This is a genomic window from Aeromonas sp. V90_14 (assembly GCF_029967615.1).
In the GTDB taxonomy this organism is placed as follows: Bacteria; Pseudomonadota; Gammaproteobacteria; order Enterobacterales; family Aeromonadaceae; genus Aeromonas; species Aeromonas hydrophila.
In genome coordinates this window covers 214,668-238,444 of sequence record NZ_JASCAS010000002.1, presented here as the reverse complement: position 1 = coordinate 238,444, position 23,777 = coordinate 214,668, and the positions used below count along the sequence as shown (strand labels likewise).

Sequence of the window (23,777 nt, the reverse complement as noted above, 5' to 3'; positions counted from 1 at the left end):
GACAAGCCATGCAGAATGAACCCTGGCAGATCTGTGCTGAGATCGAGGTGACCATCCCGTTCCACGACGTGGACATGATGGCGGTAGCCTGGCACGGCCATTACTTTCGCTACATCGAGCTGGCCCGCTGCGCCCTGCTCGATCTCATCGACTACAACTACCCGCAGATGGAGGCCTCTGGCTACCTCTGGCCCATCATCGACACCCGGATGAAGTACCTGGCGCCGCTGCGCTTCGGCCAGCGGGTGCGGGTGCGCGCCACCCTGACCGAGTACCAGAACCGCCTGAAGATCGATTATCTGCTGAGCGACGCCGCGAGCGGCACCCGCACCAGCAAGGGTTACAGCATCCAGGTGGCGGTCAGCAAGGCGAGCGGCGAAATGTGCCTGGCCTCGCCCCAGGTGCTGCTGGACAAGCTGGGGGTGAGCCAATGAGCCGGCTGACAAGGCCGCTGCTGGCCGGTCTGCTCCTGCTGCTGACATGGCCGCTGCAGGCGGCGCCCCTGAGCCGGGCCGAGGTGCAGCAGTTGCTCGCCCTGAACGAGGCCAAGCAGGCCAGCTTCGAGCAGGAGAAGCTGGTGGCGGGGTTGAGCCAGCCGCTCAAAGCTTCCGGCGAGCTGCTGCTGGTGCGCGATCAGGGGCTCTGGTGGCAGCAACAGAAACCCTTCCCGCTGACCCTTGTCCTGACGCCGACGCGCATGGTGCAGCAGATGGCGGGCCAGCCCGCCACCGTCATCGACAACCCCCAGCTGCTGGAGTTCAGCCAGATGCTGCTGGCGCTGTTCGGCTCGGACGAGGCGACCCTGAGCCGCTACTTCAGCATCGATTTTCACAGCACGGAGGCGGGCTGGCAGCTGGTGCTGGTGCCGACCCTGGCACCGCTCGACAAGGTGTTTGCCAGCCTCACCCTGAGCGGGCAGGGGCAGCTGGAGCAGCTGCTCATCGCCGACAAGCAGGGCGACAGCACCCGTATCCGTTTCACGGCCTGGCGTGATCGCGCCCTGCCGCTGACCCCCGAGGAGCAGGCCCGCTTTGCTGCCCACTAGCACGATGACGCGCCAGCGCGGCGTCCCCGCCGGGACGAGGAGTGCCCCTCTTGCTGCAAGCTGAAACCACCTGGCGCTGGCTCTCCTGGCTCTGGCTGCTGCTCAGCGCGCTGGCGCTGGCGCTGCTCGGCTGGCAACTCTCCCACAGCCGCATCAACACCAGCCTGATGGACCTGCTGCCCCACGAGGAGCGCTCCGCGCTGGATCCCGCCCTGCGTGAGGGCTTGTTGCGCCAGGTCGACAGGCAGCTTGTCTGGATGCTGAGCCTGCCGGCGGGGCAGGATGGGTTGGCCGCGGCGCAGGTGTGGGCAAACAACCTGCAGTCCCTGCCCGAGCTCAGCGCGGTGCGCGCCGCCCAGCCGGAGCTGGCCTCCGCCTGGCAAGGCTTCATCTATGACTATGGCTGGCAGCGCCTCGACGAGGGCAGCCGGGCGCGGCTGGCCGCAGGGCCAGAGGTCTGGAGCCAGTGGGTGCTCGGCCAGATCTACAGCCCCTTTGGCGGCGTCTCTCGCACCGAGTGGCTGGCCGATCCCCTGCTGCTGACCCGGGCCGCGGTGCAGGGACAGATGGCCAGCCCCCTGCGCCTCGACCACGGCTGGCTGATCAGCCGAGACGAGGCCGGGCGGCAGTGGTACCTGCTGCGCGCCGAGCTGGACTTGTCGGCCTTCGATCTTGCCCGCAACAGCGAGCTGCTGAGCCGGCTCAACGAGGCGGAGCAGCGCCTCAAGGCCGAGTTTCCGGGCGTGGAGCTGCTGCGCCGTGGCACCCTCTTCTACAGCCAGCATGCCAGCGAGCTGGCCCAGCAGGACATCTCCACCATAGGGCTTGGCTCCACGGTCGGGGTCTTGCTGCTGATGTGGCTGGCATTTCGCTCGTTGCGGGTGCTCTGGATCTCCCTGCTGCCCATCGCCGTCGGCCTCGCCTGGGGGGTATTGGCGGTGCTGCTGTGGTTTGGCGAGGTGCACATGTTCACCCTGGTGATCAGCTCCAGCCTGGTCGGCATCATAGATTACGGGATCCACTTCCTGACCGAGCGGCGCCTGCATGGCCGGCAGGAGAGCCCGCACCAGACCCGTGCCCGCCTGCTGCCCAGCCTGTCGATGGCGCTGTTCGCCACCCTGGTCGGCTATGGCCTGCTCTGGCTCGCCCCTTTCCCCGGCCTGCAGCAGATGGCCCTGTGCGCCCTGGTGGGGCTGACGGCGTCGTTCATCACCGTGCTCTGCCTGTACCCGCTCTGGCTCGGGGAGCTGCCCCAGCGGGAGGCGCGCGTGCTGGTGCCGATGGCGCTCTGGCTCAGGTGGTGGCGCGAGTGGCGTCTCTTGCGTTGGGGTGTGCCCCTGCTCTGGCTGGCCCTGATCGGGGCGGGCTTGAGCCGGCTGGCCGTCGACGACGACATCGCCCGCCTGCAACCGCTGCCCGTCGAGCTGCAGGCCCAGGAGCGGCAGATCCAGCGCCTCACCGGCCAGCAGGGAGGCATGACCGGCTTCCTGGTGACGGCGGCCGATGGTGAAACGGCGTTGCAGCGGCTCGAAGCCATGAGCCGCAAACTGGCCGAGGCCAAGGCAGAGGGTCAGCTGACGGGCTTCGTGTCATTGGCCCAGTGGCTGCCCTCGCTGGCGCGGCAGCAGGCGGATCACGCCGCCCTCACGGGCCTGTTGCCAGAGGTGGTGTCGCGGCTCAACCAGGCCGGGGTGCCGGTCAAGGCCGAGCCTCGCCCCTGGCACCCTCTGACCCCGCAGCAGTGGCTGGCCAGCCCGGTCAGCGAGGGCAGCCGGCTGCTGTGGCATACCATGGCCGATGGCCGGGTGGCGCTCTGGCTGCCGGTCAATGGCGTGACCGATGCGGCCGCCGTGGCGGCCCTGGCCGAGGGGCAGGAGGGGGTGTTCTGGCAGGATCCGCGCAATCAGTGGAGCCAGCTGTTTGCCCACTACCGGGTCAAGCTGACCGAACTGCTGCTGGTGGCGATCACCCTGGTGGGGGGGCTGCTGTGGGCCCGCTTCGGCTGGCGCAAGGGGGGGCGGATCCTGCTGATCAGCGGGTTCTCGCTGGGGTCGGGGTTGGCCCTGCTGGCCGCCTGCGGCCAGCCGCTCACCCTGTTCGGGGTGCTGGCCATGAGCCTCATCTTCGGCATCGGCATCGACTACAGCCTGTTTTTTGCGTACAGCGGCGGGGATCCCCTGCGCCAGCGCTCGACCATGTTCGCCATCCTGCTGGCCAACCTGACCACCCAGCTCTCGTTCGGTTTGTTGGCGCTGAGCCACACCTCTGCCATCGCGGGCTTTGGTCTGGTGCTGAGCGGCGGTATCTTTACCGCCTTCCTGTTGTCGCCTCTGGTGCTGGATAAACAGGGATTGGACAAGCCGGCATGCACCCCGCCGGTGCGGGGCCACCGGGAGCAGGAGCAACCATGAGACCACTGTTCGCCTTTATCATTCTCTTGCTGGCAGGCTGCAGCAGCCTGCCGACCCCCACCGCCTATCTCGACAAGGGGACCGTCATGACGCTGCCGGCCCCCGTGCTGGCAGCCCCCTTCTATCGCCAGCAGCTGCTGACCGCCAGCGTGGGGGAGAGCACTCACCAGCTGATGACGGTGCTGGAGGCCGACGGCCGCCAGCTGACCCTGGTGGGGCTGACCCCGAGCGGGGTGCGGCTGTTCCTGGTGCGCTATGACCAGCAGGGGATTTCCACCCGCCAGCTCAGCCCGCTGCTCACTACCGGCATGCCGCCGGTGAGCCAGGTGCTGGCGGACGTGATGCTCTGCTACTGGCCGCTCGCCAGCTGGCAGCCACAGCTGCCACCGGGTTGGACGCTGCGCGACGAGGGGCCGCTGCGCCGGCTGCGGGCCCCCGACGGCACTTTGGTGACCGAAATCCGCTACCGCGACGCAGACGGCGTGCGCGAGCCGGTCGGCCTGCAGCAGCACGTATTCCACTACCGCCTGCAACTGGAGACCCTGAGCCAATGAGCTGTTATATCGCCGCCTATGGCCTCGTCTCGGCGCTGGGAATCGGGCGCGATGCCAGCGCCGAGGCGCTGCTGGCCTGGCAGCAGTCGGGCATGAGCCCGCTGGATCGCCACCGGGCGCCGCTGCTGGATGGCCGCCTGACCCCGGTGGGGCGGGTGGAGGGGGAGTTGCCGGCCATTCCGGCGGAGCTGGTTTCTTATGCTTCGCGCAACAACCAGCTGCTGCTGGCGGCGCTGGCCCAGGTGCGGCCCGCCCTCGACGAGGCGTTGGCGGCCCATGGCCCTGCGCGGGTGGGGCTGGTGCTTGGCACCAGCACCGCCGGGATCGGCGAGGCGGAGCTGGCGGTGGCGGCTGCCCGACGCGGGGAGGCCGTGCCGCCCGCCTTTGACTATCGCCAGCAGGAGCTGGGCTCGCCGTCGGAATTTCTGGCCCGCCACCTCGGCCTGATCGGGCCGGCCTGGACTATCTCCACCGCCTGCTCCTCCAGCGCGCGCGCCTTCATCAGCGGCCAGCGGCTGCTGGCGGCCGGGCTGGTGGACGCCGTGCTGGTGGGCGGTGCCGACAGTTTGTGCGGGCTCACTCTCAACGGCTTTGACAGCCTGGAGTCCCTCAGCTGTGCGCGCTGCCAGCCGTTTGATGAGGCGCGTCAGGGGATCAACATTGGCGAGGGGGCGGCGCTGTTTCTACTGAGCCGCACGCCTGCACCGCTGGCGCTGCTGGGGGCGGGGGAATCGTCCGATGCCTGGCATATCTCGGCACCCCATCCAGACGGTATCGGCGCCGAGGCGGCGATGCAGATGGCGCTGGCCCAGGCGGGCCTGACGCCGGCGCAGGTGGGCTACGTCAACCTGCACGGCACCGCCACCCGTCTCAACGACGCCATGGAGAGCCAGGTGGTGCATCGGTTGTTTGGTGCCGAGGTGCCCTGCAGCTCCACCAAGCCGCTCACCGGTCATGCCCTGGGGGCGGCGGGGGCCATCGAGGCGGCGCTCGCCTGCCTGCTGCTGGAGCACGCTCTGCCGCTGCCACCCCAGCGGGTGACGACGATGGATCCGGCGCTGGCGCCCATCCGGCTGGTGAGCGGTGAAGTGCCGCTGGCGGCGCCCCGGGTGCTCTCCAACTCCTTTGCCTTCGGTGGCAACAATGTCAGCCTGCTGCTTGGGAGCGTGCACCATGAATGAGCCAAGTTCACTGCCCGCCATCGAGACCCTGCTGCCCCACCAGGCCCCCATGCTGCTGCTGGACCGGCTCTGCGCGGCGGATGCCCAGCAGGCGCGCTGCGAGACCCGCATCGGTGCCCGCCATGCCCTGCTGCTCGATGGCGAGGGCAACTTGCCCGGCTGGGTCGGCATCGAGCTGATGGCGCAGACCATCGCCGCCTGGGCCGGCATGCAGGGGCGTCTGCGCGGCGAGCCGGTGCGCATCGGCATGCTGCTCGGCAGTCGCAAGTACCGCTGCCTGCGCCCCGCCTTTGCAGCCGGCAGCCTGCTCACCATCGAGGCTTGCTGCCTGTTGCAAGACGGCGGCATGGCCAGTTTTGATTGCCGGATCCTGCTGGCGGGGGAGGAGTGCGCCCAGGCGCGGCTCTCCACCTACCAGCCGAGCCCCGGCGAATTGTCCGATTTGTTAGCCTGAGGAAGCTTCATGATCTCTAGCGTATTGGTCACGGGCGCCAGCAAGGGGATAGGCCGCGCCATCGCCCTCAAGCTGGCGGCCGACGGTTTTTCCATCGTGGTGCACTACCACAGCGATCGGGCCGGGGCCGAAGCCACTCTGGCCAGCCTGCAGGCGGCCGGTGGGCAGGGGCGCCTGCTCCAGTTCGACATCGCCGATCGGCAGGGCTGCCGCGCGCAGCTGGAGGCCGACATGGCCGAACACGGCGCCTATTACGGCGTGGTCTGCAACGCCGGCATCATCCGTGACGGCGCCTTCCCCGCCCTCACCGACGAGGAGTGGGACGGGGTGCTGCACACCAACCTGGACGGCTTCTACAATCTGCTCAAACCCTGCATCATGCCGATGATCGGCCTGCGCCAGGGTGGGCGCATCGTGACCATCTCCTCGGTGTCCGGGCTGATGGGCAACCGGGGCCAGGTCAACTACAGCGCCGCCAAGGCGGGCATCATGGGCGCCACCAAGGCGCTGGCGCTCGAGCTCGCCAAGCGCAAGATCACGGTCAACTGCGTGGCCCCCGGCCTCATCGACACCGGCATGGTGGACGAAGAGGTGAAGGCGGAGGCGCTGAAGCTGATCCCGCTCAAGCGGATGGGGCAGGCCGACGAGGTGGCCGGCCTGGTCTCCTACCTGATGTCAGACATCGCCGGCTATGTCACGCGCCAGGTCATCTCCATCAACGGAGGCATGGTATGAAGCGGGTCGTGGTGACCGGCATGGCCGGGGTGACCGCCTTCGGGCAGGATTGGCCGAGCGTGCGGGCCCGCCTGCAGGCGGGGCGCAACGCCGTGGTGAACATGCCGGAGTGGGCCATCTACGACGGCCTCAACACCCGGCTGGCGGCCCCCATTCCGGACTTCACGCTGCCGGCCCACTATCCGCGCAAGAAGACCCGCGCCATGGGGCGGGTCTCGGCGCTTGCAACCGTCGCCAGCGAGCTGGCGCTGGCGCAGGCGGGGCTGCTGGACAACCCGGCGCTCACCGACGGGCGCACCGGCATCGCCTACGGCTCCTCCACCGGCAGCACGGACCCCATCCGCGCCTTCGGGGTCATGCTCAACGACAAGAGCACCGCCAGCATCACGGCCACCACCTATGTGCAGATGATGCCGCACACGGCGGCGGTCAACACCGGGCTGTTCTTCGGCCTGCGCGGGCGGGTCATTCCCACCTCCAGCGCCTGCACCTCCGGCAGCCAGGGCATCGGCTACGCCTATGAGGCGATCAAGCACGGCTACCAGACCCTGATGGTGGCCGGCGGGGCGGAGGAGCTCTGCCCGTCGGAGGCCGTGGTGTTCGATACCCTGTTTGCCACCAGCCAGATGAACGACAACCCCGAACTGGCACCGCGTCCGTTTGACCGGCAGCGGGACGGGCTGGTGATAGGCGAGGGGGCCGGCACCCTGGTGCTGGAGGAGCTGGAGCATGCGCAGGCGCGCGGCGCCACCATCCTCGCCGAGCTGGTGGGCTTTGCCACCAACTGCGATGCGGCCCACGTGACCCAGCCCCAGCAGGAGACCATGCAGCTCTGCATGGAGATGGCGCTGGCCCAGGCCGGGCTCCAGCCTGAGGAGATCGGCTATATCAGCGCTCACGGCACCGCCACCGAGCGCGGCGACATCGCCGAGAGCCACGCCACCGCCGCCATCTTCGGCGCTCGCACCCCAATTTCGTCGCTCAAGAGCTACTTCGGCCACACCCTGGGGGCCTGCGGCGCCATCGAGGCCTGGCTGGCGCTGGAGATGATGCAGGAGGGGTGGTTTGCCCCCACCATCAACCTGACCGAGCCGGACCCGGCCTGCGCCCCCCTCGATCACGTGGTGGGCAGCGGCCGCACGCTGGCGGTGGAGTACCTGATGTCCAACAACTTCGCCTTCGGCGGCATCAACACCTCCCTCATCTTCAAACGCTGGTCCTGAGTGTCGGTGCCCTGCCAGGCAGGGCGCCGGTACAGGCTGGGTTTAGCCTTGATGAATTAATATGCCCCCCGTTTTTTTCGGGAGGCATCATGTCTTTGTTATCTGGTTTTTCTTGTGCCGCCGCGCGGCTGCGTGTCCTGCAGGGCGTTCTGTTATCCAGCTTGTTGTGGGCGCTGGCCGCCCCGGCCATGGCCGATGATGAATTTCGGCTGGGCAAGACCATTCTGCTCGGGGTTGGCGATCACCCCGCCATCATTCCCATGCTCGCCTGCCGGCCGACCAAATCCATCATGGTCAAGGCAGGGCGGGAATTGACCCTGGAGCGGGTCAAGGTGTTTTATGGCAACGATCGCAGCAAGACCCTCTATTTCGACAAGGATCTGAAAGAGGATCAGGAGTCGGGGTGGAAATCCCTTGGCAGTCGGCTCTGCATCAAGCGGATCGAGGTGTACGGCAATTCGGAAGGGAGCAAGGCCGGGGTCAAGGTGTACGGCCGCAAATAAACGCTGGACGGGGGTTCAAATCCCCCGTCCAGTCAGCCCTTATTTCTTCGGACGAAACGGCTTGATGATGGTCTCGTCGCATTCGAGATAGGGGCCTTCCATCAGATCGATGCAGTAGGGGATGGCGGGGAAGACCGCATCCAGGCACTCGCGGATCGACTTGGGTTTGCCCGGCAGGTTGACGATGAGCGAGCTGCCGCGCAGGCCGGCTGTCTGGCGCGACAGGATGGCGGTCGGCACGAACTTGAGGGATTCGGCCCGCATCAGCTCGCCAAAGCCCGGCATCATGCGATCGCACACCGCCTCGGTGGCCTCCGGGGTGACGTCCCGCTTGGCCGGCCCGGTGCCACCGGTGGTGACGATGAGGCTGCACAGCTCCTGGTCCGCCAGCCGGATCAGGGTCGCTTCGATCTGCTCCTGTTCATCGGGGATCACCTGATAGACGGGCTCCCACGCCGAGGTCAAATATGCGTTCAGCGTGTCGATGATGGCTTTGCCGGACAGGTCTTCATAGATGCCTGCACTGGCGCGATCGCTGACGGTGACGATACCGATTCTTGCCTTGCTCATGGTCTGCTCTTGGTTGCCGCTATAAGTGGCAAATAAAATAACATAATCAGCAAGATATGTTAAACCAGCCGGATGGTGGCGCGAAGGCGAGCGTCAAATGGCAAGCCATATTGGCAGCCTCCTTTCAATAAGACATAACATCGGCATATTGCCGTGCCAAAAATGTATAAACGAACCCGCCATCGATATTCAGGAATAATCGGTTGATCCATAACGAATAACCCGCCTGAGGTCCCGCCGCGCCGTCATCTTTTGGCGCAAGAGGAGGGGAAAGCGGGCCCGGCAGATTGAACCGCGGCGGGGTTCGGCTTATATAACTCCATATGCGATTGGTGAAAATATGAACCGATTGTTGTTGTTTGAGTATCACCATGCAGCGGCTGGCCGCGGGAGGGCATATGGAGTTGCCTGATTTTGATACCTTGAAACGGTTGGCGGTGGCGGAGCCCGAGCGGCTCGACGAGTTGCTGCAGCAGCAGATTGAAGGACTGATCGACCGGGTCAGCCCGCAGCAGCAAATGCGTCTGCGCGGCCTGCAATTTCGCATCGACTGTCAGCGTCAGCTGGCCAAAAACAACCTGGACAGCTGCATCCGGATTGCCGCCATGATGCACGACTCCTTTTATTCCATGCGCTGTGAAATGGTTCATCTCAATGATCCTGATTATGCTGAACCACTGCCGGAATATAAGGAGAACAATGTCTTCTATTTCAGCGATTATTACCGCAAGAAAAAATAATATTATTCCAGAGTAATTATTGAAATGTATCCCCGTTATTCTGCGCAGTTGCCGGGTGAGGCCGGCTGACCAACGTTGTATAGTTTGGCGTGATTTGTAATCCATTTGATGTATTTTTGTGTCGTCTTTTATTTTATTTGAGTTTGGTTATTGGCGTGATATGTGTAGATGTATGGCGCCGATTGTTAGGCTAATATGGCGAGACTTTTTTAATTTGCTACGACTCGAAGGGATTATGAGAAGTATCACACCAAGACGGGTGCTGTCGCGGGAGCAGCAGACGGAGATCACCCGCATTATCGTCAAGGTGGGCCAGATGCTGGCCCAGTTCGGCGCCGAGAGTCGCATCATCGAGCAGACCACGGTCCGGCTCGGCATGGCGCTCGGGCTGGAGAGCGTCGAGATGGCCATCTCCTCCAGCGCCATCGTGCTCACCAGCCTCTATCAGGGCAGTTGCGTCACCACCACCCGGCGAGTGCGTGAGCATGGCATCAACATGCAGGTGGTGTGCGAGATCCAGCGCATCTGCATCATGGCGGAGAAGGAGCTGATCGGCGCGCGGGAAGTGCGTCAACGGCTCGATGCCATAGTGCCGTTTCACTATCACCCCTGGCTGGTGGTGCCCATGGTGGGGCTCTCCTGCGGCGCTTTCAGCCTGCTGTTTGGCGGTGACTGGCCCATCTTCCTGGTGACCTGCTTCTCGGCCTCGGTCGCCATGCGGGTGCGCCAGCTGATTGCCCGCCACCACCACAGCCCGCTTATCAACTTTGCCGCCACCGGTTTCATCGCCACCCTGCTCGCCTCCAGCGCAACCTTCTTCAACTGGGGGGCGCAGCCCTATCTCGCCATGGCGGCCAGCGTATTGCTGCTGGTGCCGGGCTTTCCGCTCATCAACGCGGTCTCCGACATGGTGAAGGGTTACTTCAACATGGGGCTGGCCCGCTGGGGCACGGCGACCCTGCTGACCATCAGCGCGGCGATAGGGATTATTCTCGCCATGTCGGTGACGGGTATCTGGGGGTGGAAGGTATGAAGAGCTTTGACGTTGTATCGACTCTGTTGATCGGGGCAAACCGGCTATCCATCAGCGTGCGGAACCATATCGGGATTATTCTCGCCATGTCGGTGACCGGCATCTGGGGGTGGAAGGTATGAAAAGCTTTGACGTTGTATCGACTCTGTTGATCGGGGCAAACCGCCTATCCATCAGCGCGCGGAACCATATCGGGATCATTCTCGCCATGTCGGTGACCGGTATCTGGGGGTGGAAGGTATGATGGATTTTATCTGGCTGCTGGCCAAGGATGCCTTCTGGTCGGCCATTCCGGCGGTGGGGTTTGCCATGCTGTTCAACGTGCCGCCACGGATGTTGAAGTACTGCGCCATGGGCGGCGCGCTGGCTCACAGCCTGCGCACCCTGCTGATCCATCAGGGCATGCCCATCGAGTGGGCCACCCTGGCGGCGGCGACCACGGTCGGCTTTGTCTGTGTCTACTGGTCGCGCCGGCTGCTGGCGCCGCGCCCGGTGTTCAGCGTTGCCTCCATCATCCCGATGATCCCGGGTAGCTACGCGTTCAAGGCGATGATCGCGGTGGTGGAGCTCAATATCTCCGGAGTGACCATGGAGCTTATCCAGAGCGCGGTGGAAAACGGGCTCAAGGCGCTGTTTATCGTGGGGGCCCTGAGTTTCGGTTTGGCGATCCCCTCTCTGGTCGTGTACCGTAACCGCCCCATTATCTGACCGACGGTTCGAGAGGTTGACCCCATGATGATTTCCATGATTGCCGCCATGGCCCACGATCGGGTGATAGGGCTGGACAACCAGATGCCCTGGCACTTGCCGGCGGATCTGGCCCACTTCAAGCGGGTAACCCTGGGCAAGCCGGTGCTGATGGGGCGCAAGACTTTTGAATCCATCGGCCGGCCGCTGCCTGGCCGCCGCAATCTGGTGATCAGCCGCAACCCCGACTACCGGGCCGACGGCGTGGAGGTCATCGACTCGGTGGACGCGGCGCTGGCGCTGCTGGCCGGCAGCGACGTGGCCGAGCTGATGGTGATCGGGGGCGGTCATCTCTACGGTCAGCTGCTGCCACGGGCCGACAGGCTCTATCTGACCCGCATCGATCTGGCGGTGGAGGGGGATACCCGCTTCCCGGCCTTCGACGAGAACGACTGGTCCTGCATCGAGCGCGAGTCACATCAGTCCGACGAGAAGAACCCCCACCCCTATTGTTTCGAGACCTGGCAGCGGCGCTGACGGGCGACGTTACCGCTCTGGCAGATAAAAGGCCCCTTGTGCTGCACAAGGGGCCTTTTTGTTGTCCGTAGCTGCCGCGCGAGGGATGAATGGAGCTGCGCCCTGTCTGTTTTTCTCCCTAAAGCGGACTTTAAAGTAATTAGCTGTCTAATCATTTTATTACCCTTGGCAGATACGCGCGATTCCTTCCTTGTCTGGCGCGTTTTTTTGACCTTTTCCCGGCTTTCTTCCTCAATCAATCCGGCATTGTGATTGAATTTGTTTGCATTTAATGGCTTGATACAGGGTCTTGTACCACCTTCCGATGAATTTTTATGGTGTTAAATAATCTTTAAAAATCAATGGATTATGAGTTTGTCTTTTTGTTTGGACTCTTTTGGTTCTTTTGTTTTGGCTGTAAATTGCTTAGTGTTAAAAGTAATTGGCTCACGTTCGATGGTTTGCCAGGCAAGTCGTCGGCCAAGAAAAAAGGACAATATGACAGTCAAACTCGAGGTTAAATCACTCTACAAAATCTTCGGCGATCAGCCGGAAAAAGCGTTCAAATTGCTGGCGAAAGGGCATGACCGCGCCAGCATCCTGCAAAAAACCGGGCAGACCCTGGGGGTCCAGGATGTCAATCTGGCCATCGACGAAGGGGAAATCTTCGTGGTGATGGGCCTCTCCGGCTCGGGCAAATCCACCCTGGTGCGTCTCTTCAACCGGCTGATCGAGCCGACCCGCGGCCAGGTACTGATCGATGGCGAGGACATCGCCACCATCTCCGACAGCGAGCTGCGTCAGGTGCGGCGCAAGAAGATCAGCATGGTATTCCAGTCCTTCGCCCTGATGCCGCACCTGAGCGTGCTGGAAAACACCGCCTTCGGGCTGGAGCTGGCCGGTGTGCCGCTGGCGGAGCGCCAGCAGAGCGCCCGCCAGGCGCTCCATCAGGTGGGCTTGGGTCAGTGGACTGATGCCTTCCCCGATGCCCTCTCCGGCGGCATGAAGCAGCGGGTCGGCCTGGCCCGCGCACTCGCCAACGACCCCGACATCCTGCTGATGGACGAGGCTTTTTCGGCGCTGGATCCGCTGATCCGTACCGAGATGCAGGACGAGCTGCTCAAGCTGCAGGCCAGCCAGCAGCGCACCATCGTCTTCATCTCCCACGATCTGGACGAGGCAATGCGCATCGGCGATCGCATCGCCATCATGCAGGACGGCCAGCTGGTGCAGGTCGGTACCCCGGACGAGATCCTCAACCAGCCCGCCAACGACTATGTACGCGCCTTCTTTCGCGGGGTGGATCTGGCCAACGTGTTCAGCGCCCGCGACGTGGCCAGCCGCAAGCAGATGCCGCTCATCAAGAAGCACACCACCGACGGGCCGGGCAACGCCCTGCGCCAGCTCAAGGAGCAGGAGCGGGAGTTCGGTTACGTGGTGGATCGCCGGCGTCGCTTCATCGGGGTCGTCTCGGTGGAGTCGCTCGGTCAGGCGGTCAGGGCCAAAGGCAGCCTGGAACAGGCGCTGCTGGCGGACATCCAGCCCATTCTGGCGGACACCGCCCTCAACGAACTGATCAGCCAGGTGGCGGCCGCCCCCTGTCAGGTGCCCGTGGTCGAGGAGGATGGCACTTACCTGGGCCTCATCTCCAAGGCCAACCTGCTGAACACCCTGGACAGGAGTACCCCGGCATGAAGCGGATGAATCCCCATTTTTTACTGAGCGGGCTGCTGGCCCTGGTGCTGCTGACGAGTCCCTCCCTGCGTGCCGATGAGGCGGCAGTCGACCCCTGGGGGGCCAGTGCGGCTGCCACCGAGGTTGCAGATCCCTGGGGCAGTACCGACACTGAGGCGACCGACTGGCAGAACCAGATCGAGGCGGTCGATACCGCTGCCGCCGTCGACTGGCTGGATCCCTTCCAGCAGGCGCTGGTGCCGCTGGATAGCTGGGTCGAGGGCGGCATCGGCTGGCTGGTGGACAACCTGCGTCCCGTGTTTCAGCTGATCCGTGCGCCGGTGGAGCTGGCGCTGGGCGGCATGACCCACCTGCTGCAGACGGTGCCCTCCACCCTGATGATCGGCCTGCTGACCCTGATCGCCTGGCAACTGGTGAACGGTCGCATGGCGCTGGGTACCCTGTTCTCACTGGTGGTGGTGGGGCTGATCGGCGCCTGGTCCGATGCCATGGTGACCCTGTCGCTGGTGCTGACCTCGCTGTTCTTCTGCGTGCTGATCGGGCTGCCGGTCGGCATTTTGCTGGCGAGGAGCGAGCGACTGTCGCGCTGGACCCGGCCGCTGCTGGATGCGATGCAGACCACGCCGGCCTTCGTCTACCTCATCCCCATCGTCATGCTGTTTGGCATCGGCAACGTGCCCGGGGTGGTGGTGACCGTCATCTTCGCGCTGCCGCCGATGATCCGGCTGACCATGCTGGGCATTCGCCAGGTGCCCGCCGATCTGGTGGAAGCGGCCCACTCGTTCGGCGCCAGCCCCTCCCAGCTGCTGTTCAAGGTACAACTGCCGCTCGCCATGCCCACCATCATGGCCGGGGTCAACCAGACCCTGATGCTGGCACTCTCCATGGTGGTGATCGCCTCCATGATCGCGGTGGGGGGCCTCGGTCAGATGGTGCTGCGCGGCATCGGCCGGCTCGACATGGGGCTCGCCTCCATCGGCGGCCTCGGCATCGTGCTGCTGGCCATCGTGCTCGACCGCCTGACCCAGGCGATGGGGCAGCCGGATCGCAGCCGTACCGGCCGCTGGTATCAGCGTGGCCCCGCCGCCCTGCTGCTGCGCCTGCTCGGCCGCGACAAGTCTATCGATTACAAAGGAGTAAATGCATGAGACTCATCACCAAGACGCTGACCCTGGGTTCCCTGCTGTTGAGCTCCCAACTGCTCGGCCCGCTCGCCATGGCCAGCACCGAGTTGCCGGGGGAGGGCGTGCGCGTTCAGCCCCTGCAGAGCTCGTTGCCGGAGGAGAGTTTTCAGACCCTGCTGGTGAGCAAGCTGATGGCGCGCCTCGGCTACGACGTCCAGCCGGCTCAGGAGGTGGATTACAACGTGGCCTACGCCTCGGTGGCGCAGGGGGATGGCACCTTCCTCGCCTTCAACTGGATACCGCTGCAGAACAACAAGTATGAGCAGGCGGGGGGCGACAAGGTGTTCTTCCGTGAGGGCACCTATGTGGCCGGGGCCGCCCAGGGCTATCTCATCGACAAGCAGACCGCGACCCGCTACGGCATCACCAACCTGGGTCAGCTCAAGGATCCCAAGCTGGCGGCACTGTTTGACGGCGATGGCGACGGCAAGGCCGATCTGGTGGGCTGCAACCCGGGCTGGGGCTGCGAAGAGGCGATCAACCGTCATCTGGCCGGGTTTGGCCTGACCCCGACCGTCACCCACAAGCAGGGCAACTACGCGGCGCTGATCGCCGATACCCGTGCCCGTTACCAGGCCGGCAAGCCGGTGCTCTACTACACCTGGACCCCCTACTGGCTCAGCAGCGAGCTGGTGCCGGGCAAGGACGTGGTGTGGCTGGAGGTGCCCGCCGACGGCCCTGATGCGGCCAAGACCCGGCTGCCAAACGGCAAGAACTACGGTTTCCCGGTCAACACCATGCACATCGTCGCCAACAAGCAGTTCGCCGAGGCCAACCCGGCAGCCGCCAGGCTGTTCTCCATCGTCAAGCTGCCGCTCAATGACATCAACGTCCAGAACGGCCTGATGAACAAGGGGCAGAACAAGCCGGCGGACGTGGAGCGTCACGCCGACGCCTGGCTCAAGGGCCACGAGGCGCTGGTGAACGACTGGCTGACCCAGGCGCGCGCCGCCGCCAAGTAATGAGGGGCGGTAGCTCGCTCTTTGCGCAAAGAAAAACGCCCGGCAGTTGCCGGGCGTTTTTTATGGGCGCCGTGCGGGCGGGCCCTCGGGTTTAGATGCCGGAGCCGTCGTTCTCGCCGTTCTCCTCGTGCAGGCCGCACTCGCGCTTGAGGCCGAAGAAGCGGGTCTGCTCCTCGCTCATGCCGGGCTCCCACTTGGTGGTGGTGTGCACGTCGCCCACCGACAGGTAGCCCTGCTCCCACAGCGGGTGGTAGGGCAGGTCGAACTCCTTGAAGTAGTAGAAGACGTCCTTGTTGCTCCAGTCGATCACCGGCAGGAACTTGAAGCGGCCGCGCTGGATGGCCAGCACCGGCAACTTGCCCCGGCTGCCTGACTGCTCCCGGCGCAGGCCCGAGAACCAGGTGCGAGCGCCGAGCTCGTTCAGGGCGCGGTCCATCGGCTCCACCTTGTTGAGCTGGTTGTAGCGGGTGATCCCCTCTACTCCCTGTTCCCACAGAAGGCCGAAGCGGGCCTCCTGCCAGGCCGGAGTGAGCTCGGCCCGGTAGATTTTGAGGTTGAGTGCGAGCCGCTCGGTCAGCTCGTCGATAAAGCGGTAGGTCTCCGGGAAGAGATAACCGGTATCGGTCAGCACTACCGGCACGTCGGCTCGCTCGCGGCTCACCAGGTGCAGCATCAGCGCCGCCTGGATGCCGAAGCTCGATGACAGCACGTGCTCCCCCGGCAGGTTGGCCAGAGCCCAGCGCACCCGCTCGGGGGCGCTGATGGCATCCAGCTGCCGGTTGAGGGGGGCCAGCGCCTCGACCTGCTCCTCGCGACTCAAGGCCAGCAGGGCGTCGAGGTCGAGCCGGCCGTCGGCGGTGCGCGCCAGCCGCTCTGTATCGGTCTGATCAGGCTGCATAGAAGTCCCTCGCGGAGTCGATGACCGGGGCTATGATGCCGGCGCGGATGACGAAGTCGCCGAAGCACTCGCCCGCGTTGCGATCCTTGGCCCAGCGGCCGATCAGGGCATCCAGCTCGGCCAGGATCTGCGGCTCGGTGATGTTCTCCAGGTGCAGGCGCGGGATGCGGGTCCCCTCGAGGTTGCCACCCAGGTGCAGGTTGTAGCGTCCCGGCGCCTTGCCCACCAGACCCACCTCCGCCAGCATGGCACGGCCGCAGCCGTTGGGGCAGCCGGTGACCCGGAAGATGATGGCGTCATCGGCCAGGCCGTGCTTGGCCAGCAGCCCTTCGATGTCGGTGACGAAGGCCGGCAGCATGCGTTCGGCCTCGGCCATCGCCAGCGGGCAGGTGGGCAGGGCCACACAGGCCATGGACTGCTTGCGCTGCTCGCTCACGCCGTCATCCAGCAGGCCGTACTGACGCGCCAGCGCTTCGATGCGGGCCTTCTCGCCGGCAGGCACGCCCGCGATGATGAGGTTCTGGTTGGCAGTGAGGCGAAAATCCCCCTGATGCACCTTGGCGATTTCCAGCATGCCGGTCTTGAGGGGCTTGCCCGGGAAGTCCAGCAGGCGGCCGTTCTCGATAAACAGGGTCAGGTGGTGCTTGCCGTCGATCCCCTCTACCCAACCGAAGCGATCGCCACGGCTGGTGAACTCATAGGGACGTACCGGTCCGAACTGGATGCCGGCGCGGCTCTCCACCTCGGCCTTGAAGGCCTCGACGCCGACGCGCTCGAGGGTGTACTTGGTCTTGGCGTTCTTGCGGTTGACCCGGTTACCCCAGTCGCGCTGGGTGCTGACCACGGCGGCCGCCACTTCCAGCACGTGAGAGAGCGGCACGAAGCCGAAATCGCTCGCCTTGCGCGGGTAGGTGCTGGTATCGCCGTGGGTCATGGCCAGACCCCCGCCCACCAGCACGTTGAAGCCCACCAGCTTGCCGTGATCACTGATGGCCACGAAGTTGAGATCGTTGGCGTGGATGTCCACGTCGTTGTGGGGCGGGATCACCACGGTGGTCTTGAATTTGCGCGGCAGGTAGTTGGAACCCAGGATCGGCTCCTCGTCACCCCCCAGCTTTTCGCCGTCCAGCCAGATCTCCACGTAGGCGCGGGTCTTGGGCAGAAGGTGCTCGGAGATCTTCTTGGCCCACTCGTAGGCCTCCTGGTGCAGCTCGGATTCCACCGGGTTGCTGGTGCAGAGCACGTTGCGGTTCACGTCGCCGGCGGTGGCTATGCTGTCGATGCCGGTGCTGTTGAGGGTCTGGTGCATCATCTTGATGTCGCGCTTGAGCACCCCGTGGAACTGGAAGGTCTGGCGGGTAGTCAGGCGGATGCTGCCGTACAGGCTGTGATCCTCGGCGAACTTGTCGATCACCTGCCACTGGGCCGGGGTGATGATGCCGCCGGGCAGGCGGGCGCGCAGCATGACATTGTGCAGCGGCTCCAGCTTCTGGGCGGTGCGCTCCGGGCGGATGTCGCGGTCATCCTGCTGGTACATGCCGTGAAAGCGGATCAGCTGGAAGTTGTCGCCGTTGAAGCCGCCGGTGAGCGGGTCAGTGAGATCCTGCGCTATGGTGCCGCGCAGGTGATCGCTCTCGCGTTTCAGGCGTTCGTTGTCGGCCAGCGGTCCTTCCACCGGCCCTGGAATCAGTTGCTTGCTCATCAATAGACATCCCTTTGATAACGTTTGGCACGACGCAATTCGCTCAAATACTCTTCTGCTTCCTCACGGCTCTTGTGGCCATGTTCGGCAATCACATCCAGCAGGGCTTCCTGCACATCTTTCGCCATCTGGTTGGCATCGCCGCACACATAGAAGTGAGCGCCTGCTTCCAGCCACTGGTAGAGCTCCTGGCCCGCTTCCCGCAGGCGGTGCTGTACATAGACCTTCTCGGCCTGATCCCGGCTGAAGGCCAGCGAGATCTTGCTGAGCAGCCCGCTCTTCACATAGCGCTGCCACTCCACCTGATAGAGGAAATCCTGGGTGAAGTGCGGGTTGCCGAAGAACAGCCAGTTGTTGCCCTCGCCCCCCTGGGCCTCACGCTCCTGCAGGAAGGCGCGAAACGGTGCTATGCCGGTACCCGGCCCCACCATGATGACGGGGGTATCGGGGTTTGGCGGCAGGCGGAAGTTGTCGTTGTGCTCGACGAACACCCGCACCTCGCCATCTTCGGCCAGCCGATCCGCCAGGTAGGAGGAGGCGGCGCCGCTGCGTACCGTGCCGTCTTCCTGCGGGTAGCGCACCACGCCGACGGTCAGGTGCACCTCCTCCTCCACCTCGCTCTGGCTGGAGGCGATGGAGTAGAGGCGCGGGGTGAGCGGGCGCAGCAGGCCCAGCAGCTGTTCGGCGGTGAGCGCGGTCGGGAAGCGTTTCAGTACATCCACCACCTGGGCAGAGGCCACCAGCGCGTTGACCTGGGCCTTGTCGCCGGCCAGATCTTTGAGCGCCGCGTTGCCCGATATATCAGCGAGTCCTGTGATGAAGCCGCCGTGCAAGCGGGTCAGCTCCAGCTCGCGGCTGAGCACTTCGCGCAGGCTGCCGCGGGCGGTGGCCTCGTCGCCGGAGAGACCGGCCAGCGCCAGCACCTCGTTCACCAGTGCGGGGTCGTTGTCAAACCAGATGCCGAGGGCATCGCCCGGCTGGTAGCGGAGGCCGGACTCTTCAAGGCTGATCTCGATGTGGCGGATATCCTTGGTCGAGTCGCGGCCGGTGATCTTCTGGTTGACCGAGAGCCTGGCCGGGAAGGGGTTCTCCTTGCTGTACTGGCTGTGGCCGACCGCCTGCTGTACCGCGCTGGCCACGCTGCTGCCGGCGGGACCGGCGGAGAGGGTGGCGGCGATGGCATTGAGCGCCTGTTCACCCCACGCCTTGGCGGCATCCTGATAATCCACGTCCAGGCTGGCGAGTTCATGCACCCGATCGGCGCCGGCCTTGGTCAGCAGGCTGTCAAAGTCCTTGCCGGTCTGGCAGAAGAATTCATAGGAGCTGTCACCCAGCCCCAGCACGGCGAACTTGAGCCCTTCCAGCTTGCCGACCTTGCCTTTCTTGAGCTGCTCGAACAGATCGACCGCGCTCTCCGGCGGTTCACCCTCCCCGTAAGTGCTCACTACCACCAGCAGGTGGGTCTCTTTCTTGAGCTGCTTGGGTTTGTAGTCCGCCATGGAGGTGAGGGTTACCGGCAGGCCACGGGCCTCGGCCTGTGCCTTGATGGCACTGGCCACGCCTTTGGCGTTGCCGGTCTGGGAGCCGTAGAGAATGGTCAGATTGCCGCTGGGGGCAGTGGCGGCTGCGCCGGTCACGGCCGGCTGGCTGCCCGCCTGGGAGAGACCGTAGAGATAACCGCTGACCCAGGCCAGTTGCTGGGTGTTGAGGGTCGATAGCGCCTGGCTCAGCTGTCGCTGCTGCTCGTCGGAGAGGGGAGTCAGGTTGGTCAGGGAGTCCTTCAATTGCATCACACACGTCTTCCATGGTCTGATTTTTGGTCAGGTTAAGGGGTGTGATGGATAACAACAAAGAATAAAAATGTCTTTTTTATTCTATTACTGCATTAAAAAGGCGATGGAGAGGGTCGCAAGGCGACTCAGGTCGACAGGGCTCTCATGGTATAAAGGGCGATGAATGAACCCGTATTACCCACACAGGAAGCGTGAATGTCGACCATCAGCTTGTTTCATGTCAATGCCTTCAGCCGGCAGCCCTTTGGTGGCAACCCGGCGGTGGTGGCGTTGGGGCCGAGTCAGCCGGATGCCACCCTGCTGGCCATGGCGGCCGAGTTCAACCTGTCGGAGACCGCCTTTCTGGTGCCCCTTGACCATGCCCGCTATCAGCTGCGCTGGTTTACCCCCGCGCTGGAAGTGGATCTCTGTGGTCACGGCACCCTGGCGGCGGCCCACGTGTTGTGGCAGACGGGGGCGGTGGCCGGGGATGAGGTCATCCACTTCGAGACCCGCAGCGGCGAGCTGCTGGCCCGGCGTGAAGGGGCGTGGATCTGGCTCGATTTTCCGCGCATTGCCACGGCGCCGCTCGTTCTGGATCCGGCCTATGCGGCCGCGGTCGGTTGCCGGCCGCTGCAAACCCTGGCGGCTGGCGCCAAGTTCTTGCTGGCGCTGGCCAGCGAGGAGGAGGTTCATGCGCTTACCCCAGATTTTCAGGCCCTGCGTGCCCTGCCAGGCCGAGGCCTGATGGTGACGGCGCCCTCGAGCGACCCGGACCATGACTTCGTCTCCCGCTACTTCGCCCCCTGGGTCGGGGTAGATGAGGATCCGGTGACCGGCTCCAACCACTGCGCCCTGGTGCCCTTCTGGGCCGAGCGGCTCGGCAAACGGCAGCTGCGGGCCCGCCAGATCTCGGCAAGGGGCGGGGAGCTGCGGCTAGCACTGCAGGAGAATCGGGTGTTGATGGCCGGTCAGGCCGTCACCTTGTGGCAGGGGGAGTGGCTGCTGCCGGCCTCATAAGCGGCAAGCTGGTGGCATTGAAGATTCGTCACCGGTTTGTGTCCGCCATAAAAAACGCCCCGCGGTTGCGGGGCGTTTTGATTGTCATGGACGGCAGCTGCGCTGCTGCGGCCCTGTTTCTTCGGCTTTTACTTTTGTGGACGCAGAGCCGGGAACAGGATGACGTCGCGGATGGTGTGGCTGTTGGTGAACAGCATCACCAGACGGTCGATACCGATACCCTGACCGGCAGTCGGCGGCAGACCGTGTTCCAGCGCAGTCACGAAGTCGGCGTCGTAGAACATGGCTTCGTCATCGCCTGCGGCTTTCTGGTCAACCTGAGCCTGGAAGCGCTCGGCCTGATCTTCCGCATCGTTCAGCTCGGAGAAGCCGTTGGCCAGCTCGCGGCCGCCGATGAAGAATTCGAAGCGGTCGGTGACGTCCGGGTTCTGGTCGTTGCGACGGGCCAGCGGAGAAACGGCGGCCGGGTACTCGGTGATGAAGGTCGGTTGCAGCAGCATGTGCTCCACGGTCTCTTCGAAGATCGCGGTGATCACGTGGCCCAGTTCCCAGCTCTTCATCAGCTCGATGTGCAGGCGCTTGGCGACGGCGGTGGCCTTCTCCAGGGTCGCCAGATCGTCACGGGTCACATCCGGGTTGTACTTCAGGATGGAGTCAACCATGGAGAGACGCTGGAACGGCTGACCGAAATCGATGGTCAGACCCTCTTCGCCCTCTTTGGCGTAACGGATCTTGGTGTCGCCCAGGATGTCCTGTGCCAGGGTGCGCAGCATCTCTTCGGTGAGATCCATCAGATCGATGTAGTCGGCGTAGGCCATATAGAACTCGAGCATGGTGAACTCGGGGTTATGGCGAACGGAGATACCTTCGTTACGGAAGTTGCGGTTGATCTCGTACACACGCTCGAAACCACCAACCACCAGGCGCTTCAGATAGAGTTCCGGAGCGATACGCAGGTACATGTCGATGTCCAGCGCATTGTGGTGGGTGATGAACGGACGGGCAGAGGCGCCACCCGGGATGACTTGCATCATGGGGGTTTCCACTTCCATGAAGCGCTTGTCGTTCAGGAACTTGCGGATACCGGCCACGACCTTGGTACGGGTCACGAAAGTCTTGCGGGACTCTTCGTTGGCGATCAGATCCAGGTAACGCTGACGGCAGCGGGCTTCCTGGTCGGTCAGACCTTTGTGCTTCTCGGGCAGCGGGCGCAGGGCCTTGGTCAGCAGGCGAATGTCGGAGACATGAACGGAGAGTTCGCCTGTGTTGGTGCGGAACAGGGTACCTTCGACACCCACGATGTCGCCCAGATCCCACTTCTTGAACTGCTCGTTGTAGAAGCCTTCCGGCAGGTCGTCACGGGTGACGTAGACCTGGATCTTGCCAGCCATGTCCTGCAGGGTGGCGAAAGATGCCTTGCCCATGATCCGGCGGGTCATGATGCGACCGGCAATCTTCACCCGTTTACCCAGTGCGGCCAGTTCGTCGGCGCTCTTGTCACCAAACTCGGCGTGCAGATCGCCGGAGAGGCTGTCACGACGGAAGTCGTTGGGGAAGGGGTTGCCCTGGGCGCGCAAGGCGGCCAGCTTGGAACGACGCTCCTGCATCTCGTTGTTCAGATCGAGAGTTTGGTCGACTTCCGGAGTAGTGGTTTGTTCAGACATGGTGATTCCTGCTGTTCTGTTTTTTTACAGGCCTGATTTCAGGCTAGCTTCGATAAACTTGTCCAAGTCGCCGTCGAGTACCGCCTGGGTGTTGCGGGTTTCGACGCCGGTACGTAGATCCTTGATGCGCGCATCATCCAGCACATAGGAACGGATCTGGCTGCCCCAGCCGATATCGGACTTGGTCTCTTCGAGGGCTTGCTTCTCGGCATTCTGCTTCTGAATTTCCAGCTCGTAGAGCTTGGCCTTCAGCTGCTTCATACACTGATCTTTGTTTTTGTGCTGGGAACGATCGTTCTGGCACTGTACCACGACCCCAGTAGGAATGTGGGTAATACGTACCGCGGATTCGGTCCGGTTGACGTGCTGACCACCGGCGCCGGAGGCACGGTAGACGTCGATGCGCAGGTCGGCCGGGTTGATCTCGATGTCGATGTCATCGTCGATCTCGGGGTAGACGAACACTGAGCAGAACGAGGTGTGGCGACGGCCACCGGAATCGAACGGGGATTTGCGCACCAGGCGGTGGACGCCGGTCTCGGTACGCAGCCAGCCGAACGCATACTCACCGGTGAACTTGATGGTGGCGGACTTGATGCCGGCCACGTCGCCTTCGGAGCATTCGATGAGCTCGGGCTTGTAGCCGTGGGCATCACCCCAGCGCAGGTACATGCGCAGGACCATGTTGGCCCAATCCTGCGCTTCGGTACCACCGGAGCCGGACTGGATGTCTATGTAGCAGTCGGAGGGGTCGTGCTGACCGGAGAACATGCGGCGGAACTCGAGATCCACCAGCTTGGTTTCCAGCACGTCGGCTTCGGCCACGGCTTCGTTGAAGGTGTCTTCGTCTTCACCTTCCACGGCCAGCTCGACCAGCATGGCCACGTCGTCGGCGCCCTGGGTCAGGGTGTCGATGGTGCCGACCACGTTTTCCAGCGCCACGCGCTCCTTGCCCAGCGCCTGTGCGCGCTCGGGTTCATTCCAGACGTCCGGCTGTTCCAGCTCGGCGTTGACCTCTTCTAGACGCTCTTTCTTGGCGTCATAGTCAAAGGTACCCCCTAAGCAGCTCGGTCCTCTCAGACAGCTCCTTAAGCTTGTTTAATACAGGATTGACTTCAAACATCGTGAAAACTCTCGGGGTCGATGTGATTTAAAAACGGGATATTCTAGCCAATTGTGGAAGGAATAAACAGGGTCGGCTGTCCTTGTGCGTGCCTCGTAGTCAATT

At 63.9% G+C, this 23,777-nt stretch carries 23 protein-coding genes; 17 read left to right on the top strand and 6 right to left on the bottom strand.

The window, feature by feature from the left end; translation table 11 throughout:
- Nucleotides 1–8: 8 nt before the first annotated feature.
- The 9 genes from QLG02_RS03430 to QLG02_RS03390 all read left to right on the top strand — a co-directional run bounded on the left by QLG02_RS03430 (nt 9) and on the right by QLG02_RS03390 (nt 8,106).
- Entirely contained in the window at nt 9–434 is a 426-nt protein-coding gene (locus QLG02_RS03430) for a thioesterase family protein (protein ID WP_282464507.1), read from the top strand.
- Nucleotides 431–1,045: an outer membrane lipoprotein carrier protein LolA gene (locus QLG02_RS03425; protein ID WP_282464506.1), complete on the top strand. Its 615-nt coding sequence runs from the start codon at nt 431–433 to the stop codon at nt 1,043–1,045. Before QLG02_RS03430 ends, QLG02_RS03425 begins: the two co-directional genes overlap by 4 nt.
- A gap of 50 nt (nt 1,046–1,095) precedes the next feature.
- Complete coding sequence (locus QLG02_RS03420) at nt 1,096–3,456, top strand: MMPL family transporter (protein WP_282464505.1); 2,361 nt, start codon at nt 1,096–1,098, stop codon at nt 3,454–3,456.
- Nucleotides 3,453–4,010: a DUF3261 domain-containing protein gene (locus QLG02_RS03415; RefSeq protein ID WP_282464504.1), complete on the top strand. Its 558-nt coding sequence runs from the start codon at nt 3,453–3,455 to the stop codon at nt 4,008–4,010. Before QLG02_RS03420 ends, QLG02_RS03415 begins: the two co-directional genes overlap by 4 nt.
- Nucleotides 4,007–5,191: a beta-ketoacyl-[acyl-carrier-protein] synthase family protein gene (locus QLG02_RS03410; RefSeq protein WP_282464503.1), complete on the top strand. Its 1,185-nt coding sequence runs from the start codon at nt 4,007–4,009 to the stop codon at nt 5,189–5,191. Before QLG02_RS03415 ends, QLG02_RS03410 begins: the two co-directional genes overlap by 4 nt.
- A complete protein-coding gene (locus tag QLG02_RS03405; RefSeq protein ID WP_029304317.1) occupies nt 5,184–5,645 on the top strand; it encodes a hotdog family protein in 462 nt (153 codons plus the stop codon). Before QLG02_RS03410 ends, QLG02_RS03405 begins: the two co-directional genes overlap by 8 nt.
- A 9-nt stretch (nt 5,646–5,654) precedes the next feature.
- Nucleotides 5,655–6,380: a 3-ketoacyl-ACP reductase FabG2 gene (locus QLG02_RS03400; RefSeq protein WP_282464502.1), complete on the top strand. Its 726-nt coding sequence runs from the start codon at nt 5,655–5,657 to the stop codon at nt 6,378–6,380.
- Nucleotides 6,377–7,603, top strand: coding sequence for a beta-ketoacyl-ACP synthase (locus tag QLG02_RS03395; RefSeq protein ID WP_282464501.1), 1,227 nt, complete (start codon nt 6,377–6,379; stop codon nt 7,601–7,603). The genes QLG02_RS03400 and QLG02_RS03395 overlap by 4 nt, the downstream gene beginning before the upstream one ends.
- 164 nt (nt 7,604–7,767) lie before the next feature.
- Nucleotides 7,768–8,106 carry a DUF2541 family protein gene (locus tag QLG02_RS03390; protein WP_017409337.1) on the top strand — a complete coding sequence of 113 codons (339 nt, stop codon included), beginning with the start codon at nt 7,768–7,770 and terminating at the stop codon, nt 8,104–8,106.
- 39 nt (nt 8,107–8,145) lie between these two features.
- Here the strand turns inward: QLG02_RS03390 and mog are convergent, their stop codons facing one another.
- Nucleotides 8,146–8,676, bottom strand: a complete 531-nt coding sequence (gene mog, locus QLG02_RS03385; protein WP_282464500.1) for a molybdopterin adenylyltransferase — start codon at nt 8,674–8,676, stop codon at nt 8,146–8,148.
- 398 nt (nt 8,677–9,074) lie between these two features.
- Here mog and QLG02_RS03380 point away from each other — a divergent pair, with 398 nt between their 5' ends.
- The 7 genes from QLG02_RS03380 (at nt 9,075) to proX (ending at nt 15,493) form a co-directional block, all read left to right on the top strand.
- A complete protein-coding gene (locus QLG02_RS03380; RefSeq protein WP_282464538.1) occupies nt 9,075–9,416 on the top strand; it encodes a DUF3135 domain-containing protein in 342 nt (113 codons plus the stop codon).
- 235 nt (nt 9,417–9,651) lie between these two features.
- A complete protein-coding gene (locus QLG02_RS03375) occupies nt 9,652–10,449 on the top strand; it encodes a threonine/serine exporter family protein (RefSeq protein ID WP_011707144.1) in 798 nt (265 codons plus the stop codon).
- A gap of 240 nt (nt 10,450–10,689) precedes the next feature.
- Nucleotides 10,690–11,157: a threonine/serine exporter family protein gene (locus tag QLG02_RS03370; protein WP_011707143.1), complete on the top strand. Its 468-nt coding sequence runs from the start codon at nt 10,690–10,692 to the stop codon at nt 11,155–11,157.
- 24 nt (nt 11,158–11,181) lie between these two features.
- Nucleotides 11,182–11,673, top strand: a complete 492-nt coding sequence (folA, locus tag QLG02_RS03365; protein WP_282464499.1) for a type 3 dihydrofolate reductase — start codon at nt 11,182–11,184, stop codon at nt 11,671–11,673.
- Between the two features lie 477 nt (nt 11,674–12,150).
- On the top strand, nt 12,151–13,347 hold the full coding sequence (gene proV / locus QLG02_RS03360; RefSeq protein ID WP_282464498.1) for a glycine betaine/L-proline ABC transporter ATP-binding protein ProV: 1,197 nt from the start codon (nt 12,151–12,153) through the stop codon (nt 13,345–13,347).
- Nucleotides 13,344–14,495: a glycine betaine/L-proline ABC transporter permease ProW gene (proW, locus tag QLG02_RS03355; RefSeq protein ID WP_282464497.1), complete on the top strand. Its 1,152-nt coding sequence runs from the start codon at nt 13,344–13,346 to the stop codon at nt 14,493–14,495. The genes proV and proW overlap by 4 nt, the downstream gene beginning before the upstream one ends.
- Nucleotides 14,492–15,493 (top strand): glycine betaine/L-proline ABC transporter substrate-binding protein ProX, encoded by a 1,002-nt coding sequence (gene proX, locus QLG02_RS03350; protein WP_011707139.1) that lies wholly within the window; start codon nt 14,492–14,494, stop codon nt 15,491–15,493. The genes proW and proX overlap by 4 nt, the downstream gene beginning before the upstream one ends.
- Before the next feature lie 91 nt (nt 15,494–15,584).
- Here the strand turns inward: proX and QLG02_RS03345 are convergent, their stop codons facing one another.
- Genes QLG02_RS03345 through QLG02_RS03335 form a run of 3 tightly spaced genes read right to left on the bottom strand, consistent with a single transcriptional unit; the run spans nt 15,585 to nt 19,883 of the window.
- A complete protein-coding gene (locus QLG02_RS03345) occupies nt 15,585–16,391 on the bottom strand; it encodes a phosphoadenylyl-sulfate reductase (RefSeq protein ID WP_039214742.1) in 807 nt (268 codons plus the stop codon).
- Complete coding sequence (gene cysI, locus QLG02_RS03340; RefSeq protein ID WP_043120945.1) at nt 16,381–18,093, bottom strand: assimilatory sulfite reductase (NADPH) hemoprotein subunit; 1,713 nt, start codon at nt 18,091–18,093, stop codon at nt 16,381–16,383. The genes QLG02_RS03345 and cysI overlap by 11 nt, the downstream gene beginning before the upstream one ends.
- On the bottom strand, nt 18,093–19,883 hold the full coding sequence (locus QLG02_RS03335; protein ID WP_282464537.1) for an assimilatory sulfite reductase (NADPH) flavoprotein subunit: 1,791 nt from the start codon (nt 19,881–19,883) through the stop codon (nt 18,093–18,095). The genes cysI and QLG02_RS03335 overlap by 1 nt, the downstream gene beginning before the upstream one ends.
- 198 nt (nt 19,884–20,081) lie before the next feature.
- On the opposite strand from QLG02_RS03335, the gene QLG02_RS03330 reads away from it, so the two are divergent.
- Nucleotides 20,082–20,885 carry a PhzF family phenazine biosynthesis protein gene (locus QLG02_RS03330; protein ID WP_282464496.1) on the top strand — a complete coding sequence of 268 codons (804 nt, stop codon included), beginning with the start codon at nt 20,082–20,084 and terminating at the stop codon, nt 20,883–20,885.
- Between the two features lie 128 nt (nt 20,886–21,013).
- On the opposite strand, the gene lysS is transcribed toward QLG02_RS03330, so the two are convergent.
- Together lysS and prfB are read right to left on the bottom strand one after the other, a co-directional pair.
- Nucleotides 21,014–22,549, bottom strand: a complete 1,536-nt coding sequence (gene lysS / locus QLG02_RS03325; RefSeq protein WP_011707134.1) for a lysine--tRNA ligase — start codon at nt 22,547–22,549, stop codon at nt 21,014–21,016.
- Nucleotides 22,550–22,573: 24 nt separating this feature from the next.
- A protein-coding gene (prfB, locus tag QLG02_RS03320) for a peptide chain release factor 2 (RefSeq protein WP_011707133.1) occupies nt 22,574–23,672 on the bottom strand; the annotation gives its coding sequence in 2 pieces (ribosomal slippage) (nt 22,574–23,596 and nt 23,598–23,672; 1,098 coding nt in all).
- Nucleotides 23,673–23,777 lie beyond the last annotated feature (105 nt).